Origin of the sequence: Sediminibacillus terrae (assembly GCF_009602435.1) — a bacterium.
Lineage (GTDB): Bacteria > Bacillota > Bacilli > Bacillales > Amphibacillaceae > Sediminibacillus > Sediminibacillus terrae.
The window spans coordinates 480,588-498,075 of record NZ_VZDQ01000021.1 but is presented as its reverse complement, the minus strand read 5'-3'; the positions used below and the strand labels follow the sequence as shown (position 1 = coordinate 498,075).

19 protein-coding genes are annotated in these 17,488 nt (G+C 43.7%); 18 read left to right on the top strand and 1 reads right to left on the bottom strand.

Annotated features, from left to right (window positions below; genetic code table 11):
* Nucleotides 1–14: 14 nt before the first annotated feature.
* The 18 genes from ndk (at nt 15) to F6X55_RS08410 (ending at nt 16,276) form a co-directional block, all read left to right on the top strand.
* Nucleotides 15–461 carry a nucleoside-diphosphate kinase gene (ndk, locus tag F6X55_RS08495; RefSeq protein WP_026570124.1) on the top strand — a complete coding sequence of 149 codons (447 nt, stop codon included), beginning with the start codon at nt 15–17 and terminating at the stop codon, nt 459–461.
* 453 nt (nt 462–914) lie between these two features.
* On the top strand, nt 915–1,685 hold the full coding sequence (locus F6X55_RS08490) for a CheR family methyltransferase (protein WP_026570125.1): 771 nt from the start codon (nt 915–917) through the stop codon (nt 1,683–1,685).
* A gap of 428 nt (nt 1,686–2,113) precedes the next feature.
* Nucleotides 2,114–3,280, top strand: a complete 1,167-nt coding sequence (gene aroC, locus F6X55_RS08485; RefSeq protein WP_026570126.1) for a chorismate synthase — start codon at nt 2,114–2,116, stop codon at nt 3,278–3,280.
* A complete protein-coding gene (gene aroB / locus F6X55_RS08480) occupies nt 3,281–4,360 on the top strand; it encodes a 3-dehydroquinate synthase (protein WP_153462732.1) in 1,080 nt (359 codons plus the stop codon).
* Nucleotides 4,357–4,719, top strand: coding sequence for a chorismate mutase (gene aroH / locus F6X55_RS08475; RefSeq protein ID WP_026570127.1), 363 nt, complete (start codon nt 4,357–4,359; stop codon nt 4,717–4,719). The genes aroB and aroH overlap by 4 nt, the downstream gene beginning before the upstream one ends.
* Nucleotides 4,720–4,734: 15 nt before the next feature.
* Entirely contained in the window at nt 4,735–5,841 is a 1,107-nt protein-coding gene (hisC, locus tag F6X55_RS08470; RefSeq protein WP_153462730.1) for a histidinol-phosphate transaminase, read from the top strand.
* Nucleotides 5,838–6,938, top strand: a complete 1,101-nt coding sequence (locus F6X55_RS08465; RefSeq protein WP_153462728.1) for a prephenate dehydrogenase — start codon at nt 5,838–5,840, stop codon at nt 6,936–6,938. The genes hisC and F6X55_RS08465 overlap by 4 nt, the downstream gene beginning before the upstream one ends.
* A 14-nt stretch (nt 6,939–6,952) precedes the next feature.
* A complete protein-coding gene (aroA, locus tag F6X55_RS08460; RefSeq protein WP_153462726.1) occupies nt 6,953–8,251 on the top strand; it encodes a 3-phosphoshikimate 1-carboxyvinyltransferase in 1,299 nt (432 codons plus the stop codon).
* Nucleotides 8,252–8,302: 51 nt separating this feature from the next.
* The gene (locus tag F6X55_RS08455) at nt 8,303–9,178 is read left to right on the top strand and encodes a hypothetical protein (protein ID WP_026771252.1); all 876 of its coding nucleotides are present in this window, start codon (nt 8,303–8,305) and stop codon (nt 9,176–9,178) included.
* Between the two features lie 34 nt (nt 9,179–9,212).
* The gene (locus F6X55_RS08450; protein WP_153462724.1) at nt 9,213–10,475 is read left to right on the top strand and encodes a tetratricopeptide repeat protein; all 1,263 of its coding nucleotides are present in this window, start codon (nt 9,213–9,215) and stop codon (nt 10,473–10,475) included.
* A 23-nt stretch (nt 10,476–10,498) separates the two neighbouring features.
* Nucleotides 10,499–11,065, top strand: coding sequence for a ReoY family proteolytic degradation factor (locus F6X55_RS08445; protein WP_026570131.1), 567 nt, complete (start codon nt 10,499–10,501; stop codon nt 11,063–11,065).
* 119 nt (nt 11,066–11,184) lie between these two features.
* The gene (locus tag F6X55_RS08440; protein ID WP_026570132.1) at nt 11,185–11,643 is read left to right on the top strand and encodes a DUF2487 family protein; all 459 of its coding nucleotides are present in this window, start codon (nt 11,185–11,187) and stop codon (nt 11,641–11,643) included.
* A 245-nt stretch (nt 11,644–11,888) separates the two neighbouring features.
* Nucleotides 11,889–12,398, top strand: coding sequence for a QcrA and Rieske domain-containing protein (locus F6X55_RS08435; RefSeq protein WP_026570133.1), 510 nt, complete (start codon nt 11,889–11,891; stop codon nt 12,396–12,398).
* A gap of 3 nt (nt 12,399–12,401) precedes the next feature.
* The gene (qcrB, locus tag F6X55_RS08430) at nt 12,402–13,076 is read left to right on the top strand and encodes a menaquinol-cytochrome c reductase cytochrome b subunit (protein WP_026570134.1); all 675 of its coding nucleotides are present in this window, start codon (nt 12,402–12,404) and stop codon (nt 13,074–13,076) included.
* A 33-nt stretch (nt 13,077–13,109) separates the two neighbouring features.
* Nucleotides 13,110–13,889, top strand: a complete 780-nt coding sequence (locus tag F6X55_RS08425; protein ID WP_026570135.1) for a menaquinol-cytochrome c reductase cytochrome b/c subunit — start codon at nt 13,110–13,112, stop codon at nt 13,887–13,889.
* Between the two features lie 66 nt (nt 13,890–13,955).
* Nucleotides 13,956–14,543 carry a lipoprotein heptaprenylglyceryl N-acetyltransferase LhaT gene (gene lhaT / locus F6X55_RS08420; RefSeq protein WP_026570136.1) on the top strand — a complete coding sequence of 196 codons (588 nt, stop codon included), beginning with the start codon at nt 13,956–13,958 and terminating at the stop codon, nt 14,541–14,543.
* Between the two features lie 205 nt (nt 14,544–14,748).
* Entirely contained in the window at nt 14,749–15,516 is a 768-nt protein-coding gene (locus F6X55_RS08415; RefSeq protein ID WP_026771254.1) for a sporulation protein YpjB, read from the top strand.
* Nucleotides 15,517–15,586: 70 nt separating this feature from the next.
* Nucleotides 15,587–16,276 carry a zinc metallopeptidase gene (locus F6X55_RS08410; protein ID WP_026570138.1) on the top strand — a complete coding sequence of 230 codons (690 nt, stop codon included), beginning with the start codon at nt 15,587–15,589 and terminating at the stop codon, nt 16,274–16,276.
* A gap of 209 nt (nt 16,277–16,485) precedes the next feature.
* Here the strand turns inward: F6X55_RS08410 and F6X55_RS08405 are convergent, their stop codons facing one another.
* A complete protein-coding gene (locus tag F6X55_RS08405; RefSeq protein WP_035426708.1) occupies nt 16,486–17,361 on the bottom strand; it encodes a YitT family protein in 876 nt (291 codons plus the stop codon).
* Between the last annotated feature and the right edge of the window lie 127 nt (nt 17,362–17,488).

The following is a 17,488-nucleotide window of genomic DNA, read 5'->3' as shown; positions in this document are numbered from 1 at the left end:
AAGAGGTGGAAGTAATGGAAAAAACTTTTGTTATGGTTAAACCTGATGGAGTACAGCGAAATTTAATCGGCGCCATTGTCGAAAGGTTTGAAAAGAAAGGTTATCAATTGAAGGCTGCGAAATTAATGCAAATCAGTGAAGAGTTAGCCGGAGAGCATTATGGAGAACACAAGGGAAAACCGTTTTACGATGAACTGGTTTCCTTCATCACATCATCTCCTGTATTTGCGATGGTGTGGGAAGGCGATGAAGTGATCTCTGCGGCCCGGCAAATGATGGGAAAGACGAACCCGCAAGAAGCATTACCTGGGACAATCAGAGGAGATTACGGGGTTACGGTCGGTAAAAATATCATCCATGGTTCGGATTCTCCTGAAAGCGCCGAACGTGAAATCAATTTGTTTTTCGAGGAACGGGAACTATTACAATATGAAAAAATTAATAAAAGCTGGTTGTATTAGTTTGACTCGCAGAACTGATCGAGTAATAACGAAAAGTAGCCGGGACAAAAGCATGGCCTGTAAATCCAAAACCGAGCGGATCCGCTCGGTTTTTTAAACGATACTTCCCTTACCCTGTTATATGATGCTTGCTTCAAAACCCCATGGCAAGATACTACACACTCCAAGGGCACTGCTTCAGCTTGTTCCTCCGAAAGCACCAACCGCTTTTTTTGCGGGATATTCAACTCGTACTGTTCTTGGCGGTGTTTCCACATCTTGCCCTCGCTCCATGAATGCGGACTGAATTTACACATTCATTTTCACTATATGTCCGTTTTCATTGCTCATATTTCTACCTTTCATCGCTGAAATTTCCGGTTTTTCTGTAAAATTTTCTATTTTTTGTTTACTTATCTACTAAATTTCATTAGGATAATAATTATCATGGGTGGAAGAAGAGGAGAAAGTTGAATGACAGACTATCAGGAGTTCACTGCTTTAATACATAAGAAAACCGGTTTGGATTTACATCTTTATAAAGAAGTACAGATGAAGAGACGTTTGAACACGCTAAGGGAGAAGCGAGGCTTTAATAATTTTGTCTCCTATTATCATGCCATGTCCGCAGATCAAACGATGCTTAAGGAATTTCTGGACAGGGTCACGATTAATGTTTCAGAGTTTTACAGGAACTATTCAAGATGGGACGTCTTAGAGAAAAAATTATTGCCGTCTCTCTTGAACAAGAAAAGAAAACTCAAGGTTTGGAGTGCTGCTTGCTCGACAGGGGAAGAGCCTTACACGATTGCCATGATTCTAAGTCAATATATGGACCCTGCCAATATTTCCATTCTTGCAACCGACTTGGATGAAGCTGTATTGGAAAGAGCGAGAAAAGGCATTTATCCGGAAAGGTCGTTGAAGGAAGTTCCACAAGCAGTGAAGAAACAATACTTCCATCAGGATGGACCTTTGTACCGGGTAGACGATTCCATAAAGCGATTGGTTCAATTTAAAAAGCATAATCTTCTGTCTGATCGATTTGAACAAAATCTGGATTTGATTGTATGCAGAAATGTGTTAATTTATTTCACCGAGGAAGCAAAACAAACTGTTTATCAAAATTTCAGCAATTCACTGAATAAGGATGGCTTGTTTTTTGTTGGCAGTACAGAGCAGATTTTTCAGCCCCAACAATACGGTTTACAGGTCGTCGACAATTTCTTTTATCAAAAGCAGTAACGGTTCTGGCGGAGCAGTTGGGACAAAAGCATAGCGGACCAAAGGAAAAACCGGACAAAATTCGAAATCTTAATGATTCGAATTTGTTCGGTTTTTTTCCTATAAGATAAGGTTGCTGAATAGTCTTCCTTTCAGGCTGTTTTTTGATGAGTACTTTGGTGGATTTTATGACCGATATAGTGGAAGCGAAATGCCTTGTCTGAGTTGTATGCTTGCCATCTTTCACAGACAGCGGAAGTTTTTTTATGGATCCTATCCTGTATCATTCAGTTCTAATGAAAAGATTTATGGTTTGTCTCAATCTCTTCTGGCATCAAGAGGGAAGATAAACTCAGAATTGTAAGCGTTTTCTGAATATTTTACTGTCCACAAGAATTACAAGGTATGATATAGTAGTACAAAATTAAAATGTATATGGAGGTATATTCATGCGCTATTTAACCGCCGGAGAATCACATGGCAAACAATTAACCACCATTATTGAAGGTCTTCCTGCCCAGCTTCCTTTAACGAAAGAAAATATAAATGAGTCGTTGCTGCGCAGACAAAAAGGGCATGGCAGAGGAAAACGAATGCAGATTGAAAAAGACCTGGTTGAAATAGCAGGCGGCGTGCGCCACGGGTATACCCTGGGTTCCCCAATAGCAATGGTGATACATAATGACGATTTTAAGCATTGGGAAGATATTATGGGAGAAGATCCGTTTCCGGCAGGTCAGAAAATACGCCGGACAGTAACCAGACCGAGACCGGGGCATGCAGATTTAAACGGTGCCATGAAGTATGGCCACCGGGATATCAGGAACGTCCTGGAACGGTCCTCTGCCCGGGAAACAGCGGCCAGAGTGGCAGCGGGTGCAGTGGCAAAGACGCTGCTCGCTCAGTTGGATATCCAAGTGGTTGGCTACGTAAAGGAAATAGCGGGTATCAAAGCTCAAGACAAACCTGAACTAACAATGGAAGAACGGAAGCAAATCTCAGAACAATCACCTGTGCACTGTCTGGATGAAGATGCAGGACGGGAAATGATGGATGCAATCGATCAGGCAAAAAAAGAGGGCGATTCCATCGGAGGTATATGTGAAGTATACGTGGAAGGAATGCCGGCTGGCGTCGGTTCCTACGTACATTATGATCGCAAACTCGACGGGCGAATCGCCGGTAGTGTAGCCAGCATTAACGCATTCAAAGGAGTCGAATTCGGTATCGGATTCGAGGCTGCGCGAAGAAATGGAAGTGAGGTACACGATGAAATTGGCTGGGAGAAAGATAGGGGATATTTCCGCAAGACTAACCGATTGGGAGGTTTTGAAGGAGGAATGACGACCGGGATGCCAATCGTCGTAAAAGGGGTGATGAAGCCGATTCCTACGCTTTATAAGCCGTTGCAGAGCGTGGATATCGATTCAAAAGAACCTTTTTCTGCAAGCATCGAGCGGTCGGATGCTTGTGCAGTGCCTGCCGCCTCTGTCGTAATGGAACATGTCGTCGCATTCGAACTGGCGAAAGGGCTGTTGGAACAGTTTCCTCACGATCAGTTTCCTAAACTGAAAGAAGCGCTCGAATCTTACAGGAAAGAAATCAGGGAGTTTTAAATGAATTCATTCACCATTGAAACAAACACCAATCAATATGATGTGCACATTGGAGAGAAAATCAGGCATGAGCTTCCTTCCTTTCTCCCGAAAGAATACCGGACCATCATGATTGTGACGGATAGCTCTGTCGCCGATCTTTACTTGGAGGATGTAAGAGAGGCTTTTGCAGCGGAACAAAGAGTTTTTACTTCGATTGTCCCAGCTGGAGAAGCATCAAAAAGCAAAGAAGTTTATTTCGATTTGATAACCGACTGCGTTCAGCGTCAGCTTGACCGCCATTCTTTAATCGTAGCGCTTGGCGGTGGTGTTGTTGGAGACTTGGCTGGTTTCGTTGCTGCTACTTATATGAGAGGGATTGATTATGTACAGGTACCGACGACCATTCTGGCGCATGACAGCAGTGTGGGTGGGAAGGTAGCCATCAACCACCCGGAAGGGAAGAATTTGATCGGCAGCTTTTATCCACCTCAGGCAGTGATTTATGATGTAGAAACGCTCTATACTCTTCCTGAACAGGAAATCCGTTCCGGTTATGCAGAAGTTGTCAAGCATGGACTGATTAGCGATATAGATTATTTTGAGAGTGTCCTGGCGCATGGAGGAATTCATAAGCTTTCCAGTTCCATTTTGATGGAGCATCTGGTTAAAGGAATAAAAGTAAAAGCTAAAATTGTCGAAAAAGACGAAAAGGAAAACGGGATCAGGCAATACTTGAATTTTGGCCATACACTCGGCCATGCATTGGAAGCAGAATTGGGATATGGCCGCATCACCCATGGAGAAGCTGTTGCTGTCGGAATGCTGTTTGCCATGAAAGTGAGTGAGCTTGTTTACGGAGTATCATTGCCGATAAACAAGCTGTATGATTGGCTGAAGAAAAACAACTATCCGATGGAGTTTTCCGGATTAGACATTGTAAAATTGATTGAACGAATGAAGATAGACAAAAAATCAAGAAACCAACGGATACAAATGGTATTGTTAAAAAAAATAGGTCATCTTGACGTACAGGAAGTAGATGATGAATTACTGCTCAAGATTGCAAGTGACTTTTTCAGAGAGTTGGTGACGAATTGATTAGAGGAATCAGAGGAGCTACGACTGTATCGGAAAATGATGCGCAGGAAATCGTCGCTGCCACAAAGGAACTGGTCATGGAGATGGCGGAGACCAATAAGATATCACCGGGCGAGATTGCAACCGTCCTGATATCTGCTACAGCAGACATCAATGCTGGTTTTCCCGCCAAGGCCCTTCGTGAGATAAGTGGATGGAAGTATGTACCTGTCATGTGTATGAAAGAAATAGAGGTTCCAAATAGTCTTCCAAAATGTATTCGTGTTATGATGACTGTTAACAGTCATGCGCGACAGGAAGAAGTTCAGCATATCTATCATAACCAGGCGGTCCAGCTTAGACCGGATTTGTTGCGTTAGAGAGGAGACGGAGTAATGTTAGCGAAAAAAGTATTCAAAGGGATGGCGCCCTACAAACCAGGTAAACAAATAGAAGATGTGAAGGCGGAATACGGACTCGAGAAAATAATCAAGCTTGCTTCCAATGAAAATCCATTTGGCTATTCACCAAATGTTGAACAGGCCTTGCCTGAACTGATCAAAAGTCTGGAAATATATCCTGATGGTTACTCCACCGTTCTCCGTGCAAGACTGGCCGAGAGGCTCGGAATTGATGGTGAACAGCTGATTTTTGGATGCGGCTCTGATGAAATAGTGGAAATCATCAGCCGGACCTATCTGGATGAAGGAACAAATACAGTGATGGCTCATCCGACATTCCCGCAATATAAACACAATGCATTGATTGAAGGTGCTGTAGTCCGGGAGGTGCCTTTAGTAGATGGATATCATGACCTTAAGGAAATGCTGAACCAAATCGATGACGAGACCAAAATATTGTGGCTTTGTTCTCCGAATAACCCGACTGGTTCTTTGATTAATAAGGAAGGTTTCCGTTATATAATGGAGAATTGTCCAGACCATGTACTGGTCGTAGTGGATGAAGCCTACTATGAATATATCGAAACAGACGATGCTCCAGATACGGTCACCGAGCTGGAAACGTACGCAAATCTGATTGTGCTGAGAACTTTTTCCAAGGCATTCGGGCTGGCCGGATTACGTATCGGATATGGAATTGCAAGCAAGGAGATCGCCACACTGCTCAATATTACCCGTGGTCCTTTCAATACTACATCCACCGCTCAAAAAGCAGCTCTGATTGCGTTGGAGGACGAGCGGTTCTTGCAGGAATCTGTAGAAAAAAACATTGAAAACAAGCAACAATTTATGGCTTTCTGTGATCAAGAAGGGCTGGATTACTATGATTCACAGACGAATTTTCTTTTTGTCAAGTTGCCTGTAAGCGGCGATGAAATGTTTGAACATTTACTCAGTAAAGGATTCATCGTCCGTTCAGGAGATGCTCTGGGCCATCCAAAAGGAATCCGTGTCACCATCGGCGATCGGGAAGATATGATAGAACTTGAGACGCATATAAGTGAATATTTGACCTCTTTAAAGGAAGGGAAGAAACAGTGAATAAAACGGTCTTGGTCGCCGGTCTTGGATTGATCGGCGGTTCTATCGCACTATCAATCAAACAATCAGGCAAACACCGTATAATTGGCTATGACATCGATTCTTCCGTACTAGAGTATTGCCTGCTGAATGGGATTATAGAGGAAGGACAGGAGGATTTTGCAAAGGCAGCCCGCATGGCGGATTATATCATCCTGGCGGCTCCCGTATCGACGACCATCCGGCTTATTCAGCGGCTAGACACTATTTCGCTGGATAAAGAAGTGATTGTATCCGATGTTTCTTCTGTCAAACGACCGATTATGGAAGCGGCCCAATCGCTGACTTCACCGTTTATCCGATTCATTGGCGGTCACCCGATGGCCGGTTCGCATAAGAAAGGGATTGAAGCTGCCAGAGTCCATCTGTTTGAAAATGCCATTTATGTCTTGTCGCCAATGTATAACTGTACAGATGACGAGGTGGAAGAACTGAAAGGCTTGCTGATGGGAACAAAAAGCAAGTTCATGACATTGGATCCGGTAGAACACGATGAAATGACCAGTGTTATCTCGCATTTTCCTCACTTGATTGCATCTTCGCTTGTCCATCAGGCCAAGAACTGGCAGGAAACGCATCCGTATATACCAAAACTTGCTGCCGGCGGTTTCCGGGATATCACTCGGATTGCGTCCAGCAATCCCGAAATGTGGCAGGACATCTTTTTTCACAATCGTCAGGGTATGGCCGGTTTGCTGGAGGATTGGATTTCTGAAATGAGCTCGTTGAAGGAACTGCTCGAGAACGGGGATCGGAAAATGATGTATGATTATTTAGAACAGGCAAAGGAGTACCGGGATGGACTGGCACCAAAGAAAAAAGGGGCGATTCCGGCCTTTTACGATCTTTATGTCGATATTCGCGACCAACCGGGAGCCTTGCTTAAGGTAGTACAACTTTTGGCCTCCAGTCAAATCAGTATAAACAATATCGAAATACTGGAGATTCGTGAAGGAATAACAGGCGTTCTCCGCTTAAGTTTCCCTGATAAAATATCTCAGCAAGACAGTGATCGGATTTTAACAGGAAAAGGATACGAAACCACCATACAAGAGTAAAAGGAGAAGAGAAAATGGCTCAGCGAACTTTCCATTCTGCCAATGCTCCACTGTCTGGAGAATTGGCAGTTCCAGGAGATAAATCGATCTCTCATCGTGCTGTGATTTTCGGTGCACTAGCAGAAGGGGTTACAGAAATTACAAACTTCTTGCGTGGAGAAGATTGTTTCAGGACTATTGATGCTTTTCGTGCGATGGGTGTACACATTGAGGTGGAAGAGGGGAAAATCACTGTATATGGAAAGGGGAAAAGTGCTCTTAAAGAGCCTTCCCAGCCTATCAACCTGGGGAACTCGGGAACAACTGCCCGCCTATTGTTGGGAGTTCTGGCCGGGTTGCCTCATCATTTTGTTTTATATGGAGATGATTCATTGTCTCGGCGCCCGATGGATCGTGTGACGGTCCCCTTAAAACAAATGGGAACAGAAATCGATGGGAGATCAGGCGGAAGATTGCTCCCCTTGGCAGTAAGAGGTGGAAAGCTTCATTCTATAGATTATGAACCGCCTGTAAAAAGTGCCCAGGTGAAATCCTGTGTCTTGTTGGCCGGTTTGTTGGCGGATGGCAGAACCACTGTTACGGAAAAAACCGAAACCAGAAACCATACCGAAACCATGCTGCGCGGGTTCGGTGCCACACTCGACATCGATGGGGAACGGATATCGATCGACGGGGGACAGAAGCTGACAGGTACAAACGTGGAAGTACCCGGTGACATTTCATCTGCTGCTTTCTTTGCCGTGGCGGCAGCCATGGTGCCTGGAAGTTCTCTCCTTCTCAAACGGGTCGGCCTTAATCCGACGAGAACCGGGATACTGGATGTCCTTTCGAAAATGGGGACGAAACTTACTATTCTGGATGAAAAAGTGAACGGCGGGGAGGCATTGGGTGATATACGAATCGAGTATGCCCCGCTCCGTGGTACTGTCATTTCCGGAGAATTAATACCGCGTTTGATTGATGAGTTGCCGATCGTGGCTTTGCTGGCTACTCAGGCAGAAGGGGAAACACATATTCGTGATGCAGAAGAATTGCGCTATAAAGAAACGGACAGAATTGCAGCTGTTGCCAAAACACTGCAGGAATTGGGAGCGAAAGTGGATGCTACAGAAGACGGATTGATCATTAAAGGGAGTACGCCCCTGCACGGCGGAACGGTCGATTCATATGGAGACCACCGTATCGGAATGATGGCCGGAATAGCTTCACTTGTGACAAAAGGGGCAGTAACGTTGAACGACCCCGACTGTATCAATATCTCCTATCCCGCTTTTTTTGATCACCTAGAAAAAGTTACAAAAGATCATTCATAGTTGTCCAATTGCCCTCATAGTGTGTATAAATCCTGTTGGAGGTGTACAAACATGGGGGCTTACTATTTTTATAATGAACATGTCTATGACGAAGATGGGTGGCAGTCAAAAAGCATGATGATAGAAAATGATAGATTCATCCGCCGAATCAATGGCAATACATCGGCAAGGGAAATGAATACCAGACAATTTTGGGTAGGTCCTGGAAAGGTGTACTTAGATATAGAAGAGCCTTTTTATCAACAGGCATCCTTGGGGACGAATTTAAAAAAGTTTATCTATCGAGGATGTACTTTGCTGCTCTGTCAACTGCCGATCCTCACTCATAGCGATTATAAAAGAAATTTCATCTCTTTCCGGAAGAAGCTGGCAGAGTCTCCGATTGATTATATGATTGTCCCAAGGATCCCTTTGTCGCAAGTACATCCGGAAATGGTTCGTTTTTTCGGAAGGCAGAAAGTCCCGTTCATCCTTGTTGAACAGACTTCTGTCAAGAATGGACAAGAGATAAAATGGGAATGGATTCATCAGGCTCAAAGTCTCACAAAAATACCGCTCATCATGCTTTCTTCCTCCAAACGGGCCAACAGGCAACAAACCTTGGACCTGACGAACATTGCTTCTGAACTTGATCTTACCCTCGTCGAACCATCAGAGTTAGAACTGCCCTTGTCAAAAAAACTGTTAAGAAAGACAGGAATTTCTCCATATAAAGGCGAATTAATACCGCATGCCAGTGCTGACTACAATTTGTTCCTCTTCCAAGAAAACCAATCCATTGATGAACCGCACAATTTCAGATATCATAAAGCTATTCCCGAGGTTACAGTCGCCAAAGGAAAAGTAATCAAAGTAAACCATATCGTTAAATGCCGGAAAGGTAACGGCATGTATAAGAAAGTGTCCATACCTGGTCACTTTGTATAAAGCGTTGTGCGGTAATGAGAAAGGATGTCCTAGCATGCAGGAAATTCATGAAGCGATAAAATTGATGGAGCAAAATAAAACAGAGGAAGCGATCGATAGACTGGAAACCTATCTCCCTGTGGCAAATGAAGAAGAAAAATACACAATCGGCGAACTTTATATGCAATGGGGGATGCTGGAGGAAGCAAAGTTTATTTTTCAAGCCCTTTCCGACCAATACCCTAAGGAAGCAGAATTGAAAATCATGCTGGCGGAAATCCATATCGATCTTGATGAGGATGAAGAGGCAATCGATGTCTTGAACCGTTTTTCTCCTGAAGACGAAGAATACATGGAAGCGCTCGTTCAATTGGCAGATCTATACCAGGCACAAGGGCTGTTCGAGGTATCCGAACAGAAACTGCTGGAAGCGAAAAACTTTGATCCTACAGAGCCGGTAATCGACTTTGCGTTGGGAGAATTGGCTTTTTCTACTGGTGAATACCAGAAGTCGATTCCTTACTATGAAAAAGTGGCGGAAGTACAACCGGTGATCGGTGATATCGAAATTGCAGCAAGGCTGGCAGAGGCATATGCCGCTACAGGAGAGTTCGAAAAGGCGATCGAGCATTATCAGGAGATGGAAAATGAAAATCCTGACAACTTATTTAAATACGGGTTTACTGCATACCGGGCACAAAGGCCGGACATCGCCATCAATGTCTGGGAACAGGTGGTCAAAAATGATCCATACTATCAATCTGTTTATTTATATTTAGCACAAACATATGAGTCCGAAGGGATGATAGAAGAAGCATATGAAACTGCGAAGAAAGGCTTGAAAGCAGATGAGTTCAACAAGGAACTTTATCATCTAGCCGGTGTTCTTGCACTTAAACTGGGGCATCAGGAAGAAAGCTATCAACTTGTCGAAAAGGCAGTTGCAATGGATCCGGGATTCAAAGAAGCTGTGCTGTTTTTAATTGAAACTTACAAAGGGAACAGTGATTACGAAGCGATCGTAGAGCTGTTGTCGGGACTTTTGGAAAACGGGGAAGAGGATGCCAATTACCGTTGGGAACTTGCTCGGGCATACCAGGAAACAGAATCCTATCAGGATGCATTAATTCAATATCAAACTGCATATAATAACTTTACAGAAGACTCAGACTTCCTCAAAGAATATGGATATTTTCTTGTAGAGGAAGGGAGGATGCAGGAAGCGAAAGAGGTGTTTGCCAAGTATCTGAAGGTGGAGCCAAGCGATACAGAAATCGAGGAATATCTCAGCCGTTTGACCGAGACGGAGGATTTTTAACTCTCTTTAAGAAGGAGGGAGCAATGACGTTGAACACGCCAATTTCGATTAAGGACAAAAAAGAATTTATACGTTGGTTTTTAAGGAATTATCAACTGAAAAGAAGAGAAAGTGTCTGGATTCTGAACTATTTAATTAACCATGAAACCCTATTAGAACGCGTCCATTTTATCAGGGAAGCAAGATATTGTCCGCGGGGAATTGTCATCTCTACCTTCTGCTCAGAGGAAGCTCCATTTCGCTTTTATAAAAACCATATTGTCACGACGGATGCAGAAAAATCATTTCATGATATCCGGTTGAATCGAAAAGACCCGGTATATATTCAGCTCAATTTTAAAAATTCTAATCAATCAGCTTCTTATGTGGCAGTTTTGGAAGATAATCCTTACCTCCCGGATGACTATTTTATTACGAAGAAAGACCGTAGGGTTGCGAAAGACATGTTGGAAAAATCCATTTATCAAACCCAAAAACAAAGATTGCAAGAAGGTATTGATTTGGCATTGGATAACCGGGACCAGGCAACTTTTGACCGGTTGATCAAAGAACTGAGGGAACTGGAAGATAGATATGTACAGGTGAAGTAGCTGAAAACTCAGTATGGTCTTCAGAAGCAAGAGAGCGAATTTCATTTTTATTGGATGAAATTCGCTCTTTTTTATGATATTTTTAGTAAAGTGACAAAGAATAGGAAAGGTGACAGGCCATGCAATGGAACAAACAAGACTTGGGTCAGTATTTTACCGCAGAAGAGTATATTGATACATTACTCATTCCGCTGATGCAAGTTACATTCAAAGATCAGAAGGAAATGGAAAAGAGTGCGGTCCAACAGGAAACAGGAATGATATTTGTAAGAGAAATGGAAAAGCAATTTAAAGGAAGAATCTTTTTAATGCCAGCTTATCATTATCTTGCTTCAGAGGACCTGTCAGCAGAAGTAACGCGGTTGAATGAATGGGCGGCTAAAGCAGGCGAGAGGTCGTTCAAGCATGTGTTCTTTTTCAGTTTCGATCCTCATTGGAAGAAACAGGAACGGAACTTGGAAGGGAACTTGTTATGGATGCCGGCCATCCAATCCGGAGACACACAGTCAAAAGAAACGCAGTCCATTATCAAAAACCAGGTCGCCCAGCTGACCGACCTGATTAAGACCTACTGGTAAATCAATTCATGACCGGACTATTGTGAACTAGAAAGCAAAATGCGGTAGGAAGTTGCAGTAGCCTGCATCAAAAGGAAATGGCTATCACCGATTTGCGGCACATAGCCAATCAGCTCATCTTAATAGAAACTTTGTCCGCCTGCTCATAATTTATTGACCGGACAAACAGATTGCGCTATCATGGATATGTCCTAGTAAACTTGATATTATCATGTGTTGGATTTTAGCATAGAGGGGGGTAAACCATGAGTGAAAAGAGACAACAAGTGTCCCGTCGCCAGTTCTTGAATTATACGCTTACAGGCGTGGGTGGGTTTATGGCTGCCGGAATGCTTGCGCCGATGGTGCGTTTCGCTATCGACCCTGCGTTGCAGGCTTCTAGTACTGGCGAATTTAAAGCTGTTGAAGACGTGGAAAACATCACGGAAGAACCTACAAGGGTTGACTGGGAAATTGATCAGGTCGATGCCTGGTATGAGTCAACCGTAACAAAAACTGCCTGGGTCTACAAAGATGAAAATGGTGATATAGTGGCACTGTCTCCGATTTGTAAGCACCTTGGCTGTATGGTTACATGGGCTGGCAATGACGATTATCCTGATCAGTTTTATTGCCCGTGTCATGATGGCCGTTATTACAAGAGCGGTGAAAATGTACCCAATACACCGCCGCCGGAAGGTTTGGATTACTACGAATATAAAATTGAAGATGGGACCTTATTGCTTGGACCTACAAAACCGAGAGGGGAGGCGTAATCTATGCTGCAAAAACTTTATGACTGGGTAGACGAGCGCGTTGATATTACGCCTTTGTGGCGGGATATTGCCGACCATGAGGTGCCGGAACACGTTAATCCTGCACATCACTTTTCGGCGTTTGTATATTGTTTTGGCGGACTGACATTTTTTGTGACAGTCATCCAAATCCTGTCGGGTATGTTTTTGACCATGTATTATGTACCGGATATTGAAAACGCGTGGAGATCTGTATACTATTTGCAGACGGAAGTCGCCCACGGACAAATCGTTAGAGGAATGCATCACTGGGGTGCCAGTGTCGTAATCGTCATGTTGTTCCTACATACTTTACGTGTATTTTTCCAGGGAGCGTATAAAAAGCCGCGTGAATTAAATTGGATGGTCGGTGTATTGTTGTTCTTCATCATGCTCGGCCTAGGCTTGACTGGTTATCTGCTTCCATGGGATAACAAAGCTTATTTCGCAACCCAGGTAACACTGGAAATAGCCGAGAAAGTACCGTTCATCGGTGAAGCCACCAAGACATTACTGGCAGGGGATCCAAACATAGTCGGTGCACAAACCTTGACCCGATTCTTTGCCATTCATGTATTTTTCCTGCCGGCTGCGTTATTCGCCCTGATGGCTGTCCACTTTATCTTGATCCGAAAGCAAGGTATTTCTGGACCACTGTAAGCAACGATGACATCGTAAAAAGGAGGGAAAGCTGTGCATAAAGGGAAAGGGATGAAGTTTGTCGGTGATTCTCGGATCACTGCTGAACGAAAGCCTAATATACCGAAGGACTATTCAGAGTATCCAGGGAGAACAGAAGCATTTTGGCCGAACTTCCTATTGAAAGAATGGTTGGTTGGGGCGGTATTTCTTGTTGGTTTCTTATGTCTGACTGCCGCTCATCCGGCGCCACTTGAAGGAATCGCCGATCCGACTGCTGCAGGTTATATACCATTGCCAGACTGGTATTTCTTATTTTTATACCAATTCTTGAAGTATGAATTTGCCAGTGGCCCATATTTTGTCATAGGGGCCATCGTAGCACCAGGTTTGGCTTTTGGCGGACTTTTGCTGGCGCCGTTCCTGGACAACAGGCCAGGAAGAAAAGTTTCCCAGCGTCCAATTGCCGTATCGCTGATGTTATTGGGTATGGCAAGTGTTTTCTGGCTTACTTATGAAGCTGCAGAGCACGTGAACTGGGAACAAAGAGCAGAGGAAAACACGCCTGAATTGCCAACGGAAGTGGAAATTGACGAAGATCATCCAGGTTATGAAGTTTATCAAAACAACAGCTGTATACAATGTCACGGCGAAAGCCTGGAAGGTGGGGCAGCAGCTCCTCCGTTAACAGACATTGACCATTCAGTAGATGAAATCAAAGATATAGCTCAAAACGGTATTGGAGATATGCCTCCTGGGCAATTCGAAGGTACCGATGAAGAATTGCAGCAATTGGCTGAGTTTATTGTCGAAGTCAATGAAAGTGGAGAATAAGTCAATTTACAAAACCCTCGCCGACATTTACAGGCGAGGGTTTTTTGAGGATGAAAGGGAGAAGAAATGTATAACTATTTATTAACCAATAAACCGTTTCTTTGGACACTGTTCGTCGTCAATATAATAGGTACGATTTACGGCTACTTTTGGTATGGAAGCCAATTGGCGGTTACACCTGCAATTTTTCTGCCATTTGTACCGGATAGTCCGACGGCAAGTCTGTTTTTTTGTATTTTTCTGGCGTTCTTCATAATTGGAAGGAATGCGCCGTATGTAGAAGCTTTGGCCATCATCACCTTATTCAAGTATGGTGTATGGGCAGTAATAATGAACCTGCTTACTTTGTACACAACTGGCGATTTGGTCTGGCAGGGGTATATGCTGATGGTTTCACATGGAGCGATGGCTGTTCAAGGTTTATTATATGCCCCTTTTTATAAAATAAAGCTGCGGCACCTCATGGTGGCAGCCATATGGACTTTACATAATGATATTATTGATTACGTCTTCGGCATGATGCCGGTTTACTCCTCGTTAACAGATTACATGAATGAAATCGGCTACTTTACTTTCTGGCTGAGCATTGTTTCGGTCGCTATTGCTTATTACTTAACCGTTCACAAGAAACGAAAAAGAAATCTTTACCAATGATAAGTTCACATGATCTCTGTCCGTTATCCAACAGGATTCACGAACCGACCTGTACCAGCATGGCCCCTTTTTCAGGGAGATAACTATTCGAGCACCTTGCACACACAGTACTAAGCTATGTTCGATTAGAAACATTATCTTTCTGGTCTAATCTTGTCCCCTTTCTCATACATTGAAAGAGGAATAGGTTAGAGAGGGGATCTCGATGAATAGGACAAGTTTTGCACGATTATTTCTTTGTTTTTTGCTGAGCGTCGGTACATTTTTATCAGGGAAGGCCGTCTTGGCACACCACCAGGATGTTCATTCCTCCATCTACCAGTATGTCCGCTTTGTACAGGAGGAAAGATATGAAGAGGCCGAAGCCTTGCTGCAGCACCATTCAGACGAATTCACCCAATATGCTTCCGAACATACCGACGCTGAAAAGGAAAAAATTGCTGCCGATGTTCTGCAACGAAACCTGCAAGCTGTCGCGGTCCCGGAGGAAAAAGGTTCGCAGCTGTATACCAATGCAATGTCATTGCTTCTTGTATATGATGCTTTAAAAAATGAACCGGAACCACTTTGGATGTCTTGGAAGCAGGAACTCCAAAATGAAATGGAACAACTGTCAACAAGGGACGAACAGGTTTCCTTACAAGATAAAAATCGTTTTACGACACATTGGAATATTATGGAGCCGGCATTAAAGCTGGCTGTCGAAGAGGATGAGTATATTCAGACGAGTGCAGCTATCCGGTATTTGCTTGCTTCGATGGACAGTCCCAAGGGGCAGGAGAACTTGATAAAAGCTGCTGATCAATTGCATAAAATAGAAACAGGAAATGATGACACATTGAAACGGAATTTAACTTTGATTTTCATGGTGGCTGCTGTCGGTGGTTTCATTATCATCACCCTTTCCTATGTAGCCTGGAAAAAGTATAAAGGGGAAAGAAAGAGCCAGGAGAACAAAAGAGAAAATAGTTGACTATTTGCTCATTTTTGACTAAAATTGACCTTAATGAAAGCAATGAAATTAAAACGATGGAGGAATGGGCATGTTCGCTTCTTTAGGCGGCTACTTAATTTATATTGCGCTTTTGATGATCATCCCTTTATGGGCTCAATCAAAAGTGAAAAGCACCTACAAAAAATACTCGCAAGTTGCAACTTCTTCCTATATGACAGGGGCACAGGTAGCCCGGAAAATATTAGATGACAACGGCATTTTCGATGTGCAGGTCGAGGAGACGCGCGGCACACTTTCCGATCACTATGATCCGAGGAAAAAAGTTGTCCGGTTGTCCACAGACAATTACCATGGTCATTCGATGGCTGCTTCTGCGATTGCAGCGCACGAAGTGGGGCATGCAATCCAGGATGCAGAGTCTTATGCGTTTCTCCGTTTCCGGCATTCACTGTTTCCGCTGGCCAATCTAGGTTCCAATTTGTCTTTTATCTTGATCATTGCCGGTGCGATTATGGGTATGATGAACCTTGTATTCGTAGGTATTGTGTTCATGTCGTTTGCTGTATTGTTCCAGCTGGTGACGCTTCCGGTCGAGTTCAATGCTTCGAGCCGGGCGATGGGGCAGCTGGTTTCCAGCGGCATCATCCGCAATAATGAAGAGCGGAAAACGAAGAAAGTGTTGAATGCTGCCGCTTTGACTTATGTGGCTGCTGCGATGGTTGCTGTGGCAGAGTTAATCCGCTTTATTTTGATGTTTGTAGTGTCAAATGAAGACTAAAAGATAAGACAAACATGGTCAGGGCCAAGAGCATAGCATAGTTAACAAGCTAAAACCGAACGGTGATTCGAACTAAGGATTCGAACTCGTTCGGTTTTTTTATGGAAATACCCTGAAGCATTCCCTTCTTTCTGTAGGGTTTCTTACGAGTTTGCCGAGCTCATGGCAGCCGGTCGGAAAGAAAAAGCGGTTCATTGCTGTTCTCGAGATCAGTCTTGGAGCGGTTGTTTATTTTCGTCGAGCGTAAATCCCTCGCCGAGAACATCATGTACAGAAGTGACGGCTACAAATGCATGCGGGTCAACACTGTTGATGATATTTTGCAGTCGTACGATTTCATTTCTCCCCACCACACAATACAATACTTCACGGTTTTCTCCTGTATATCTGCCTTTACCTTGCAAGACCGTGACTCCTCTATCCATCCTGCGCATGATTTCTTCAGAAACTTCGTGGCTGTGATTGGATATGATGGTCGCACCTCTAGCCGCATACGCCCCTTCCTGGATGAAATCGATGACTCGAGCGGCTACATAGACAGCTACAAGCGTGTACATCCCTTCGACAAGCTCTAAATAAGCGATGATTGAAGTGGAGATGACAATGGCGTCGAATAGAAACATGGTTTTGCCCATACTCCATCCGGCATACTTGTGAACGATTCTGGCAATGATGTCGACCCCGCCTGTCGTTCCGCCATATCGAAAAATGATACCAAGCCCGATTCCGATTGACACTCCGGCAAAAAGCGCAACCAGCGTCATGTCGGATTCCAAATGAAGATAAAATTGGTGGGCTTGAAAGATACTTAAAAACAAGGACACGGCCAACGTTCCTATAACTGTATAAATAAAAGTATTGCGGCTTAAAAATCGCCAGCCGACGATGAATGCCGGTACATTCAATACAATATTCATAATGGCGGGGTCCCATCCCCACAAGAAATAAAACAGCAAGGTTATACCGGTAAAACCACCTTCACCCAGTTCATTTTGCATATTAAAATGAACGATTCCGAAAGCAAATACAGCAGACCCGAACAGGATGAACAGTGTATTTTTTAATTTGATGCCGAAAAAACTCATTCCATCACCTCTTCTAATAGAATTACCTTAACCATTATAGACAATCCCCGACTAGGTAACAATCCTAACCGTTCCTGTATTAAAAATTTGTCAAACGACCTCCTTTTAGCTAACATATTAATTGATT

What these genes read in the sequence shown, in the direction of transcription:
- hisC (WP_153462730.1), top strand. Translation starts at nt 4,735, where the DNA reads ATGTTAGCGAAAAAAGTATTCAAAGGGATGGCGCCCTACAAACCAGGT.
- F6X55_RS08440 (WP_026570132.1), top strand. Translation starts at nt 11,185, where the DNA reads ATGCAATGGAACAAACAAGACTTGGGTCAGTATTTTACCGCAGAAGAG.
- aroC (WP_026570126.1), top strand. Translation starts at nt 2,114, where the DNA reads ATGCGCTATTTAACCGCCGGAGAATCACATGGCAAACAATTAACCACC.
- F6X55_RS08445 (WP_026570131.1), top strand. Translation starts at nt 10,499, where the DNA reads ATGACGTTGAACACGCCAATTTCGATTAAGGACAAAAAAGAATTTATA.
- F6X55_RS08410 (WP_026570138.1), top strand. Translation starts at nt 15,587, where the DNA reads ATGTTCGCTTCTTTAGGCGGCTACTTAATTTATATTGCGCTTTTGATG.
- aroA (WP_153462726.1), top strand. Translation starts at nt 6,953, where the DNA reads ATGGCTCAGCGAACTTTCCATTCTGCCAATGCTCCACTGTCTGGAGAA.
- F6X55_RS08450 (WP_153462724.1), top strand. Translation starts at nt 9,213, where the DNA reads ATGCAGGAAATTCATGAAGCGATAAAATTGATGGAGCAAAATAAAACA.
- F6X55_RS08490 (WP_026570125.1), top strand. Translation starts at nt 915, where the DNA reads ATGACAGACTATCAGGAGTTCACTGCTTTAATACATAAGAAAACCGGT.
- qcrB (WP_026570134.1), top strand. Translation starts at nt 12,402, where the DNA reads ATGCTGCAAAAACTTTATGACTGGGTAGACGAGCGCGTTGATATTACG.
- F6X55_RS08405 (WP_035426708.1), bottom strand. Translation starts at nt 17,361, where the DNA reads ATGAGTTTTTTCGGCATCAAATTAAAAAATACACTGTTCATCCTGTTC.
- F6X55_RS08415 (WP_026771254.1), top strand. Translation starts at nt 14,749, where the DNA reads ATGAATAGGACAAGTTTTGCACGATTATTTCTTTGTTTTTTGCTGAGC.
- lhaT (WP_026570136.1), top strand. Translation starts at nt 13,956, where the DNA reads ATGTATAACTATTTATTAACCAATAAACCGTTTCTTTGGACACTGTTC.
- F6X55_RS08455 (WP_026771252.1), top strand. Translation starts at nt 8,303, where the DNA reads ATGGGGGCTTACTATTTTTATAATGAACATGTCTATGACGAAGATGGG.
- aroB (WP_153462732.1), top strand. Translation starts at nt 3,281, where the DNA reads ATGAATTCATTCACCATTGAAACAAACACCAATCAATATGATGTGCAC.
- ndk (WP_026570124.1), top strand. Translation starts at nt 15, where the DNA reads ATGGAAAAAACTTTTGTTATGGTTAAACCTGATGGAGTACAGCGAAAT.
- F6X55_RS08435 (WP_026570133.1), top strand. Translation starts at nt 11,889, where the DNA reads ATGAGTGAAAAGAGACAACAAGTGTCCCGTCGCCAGTTCTTGAATTAT.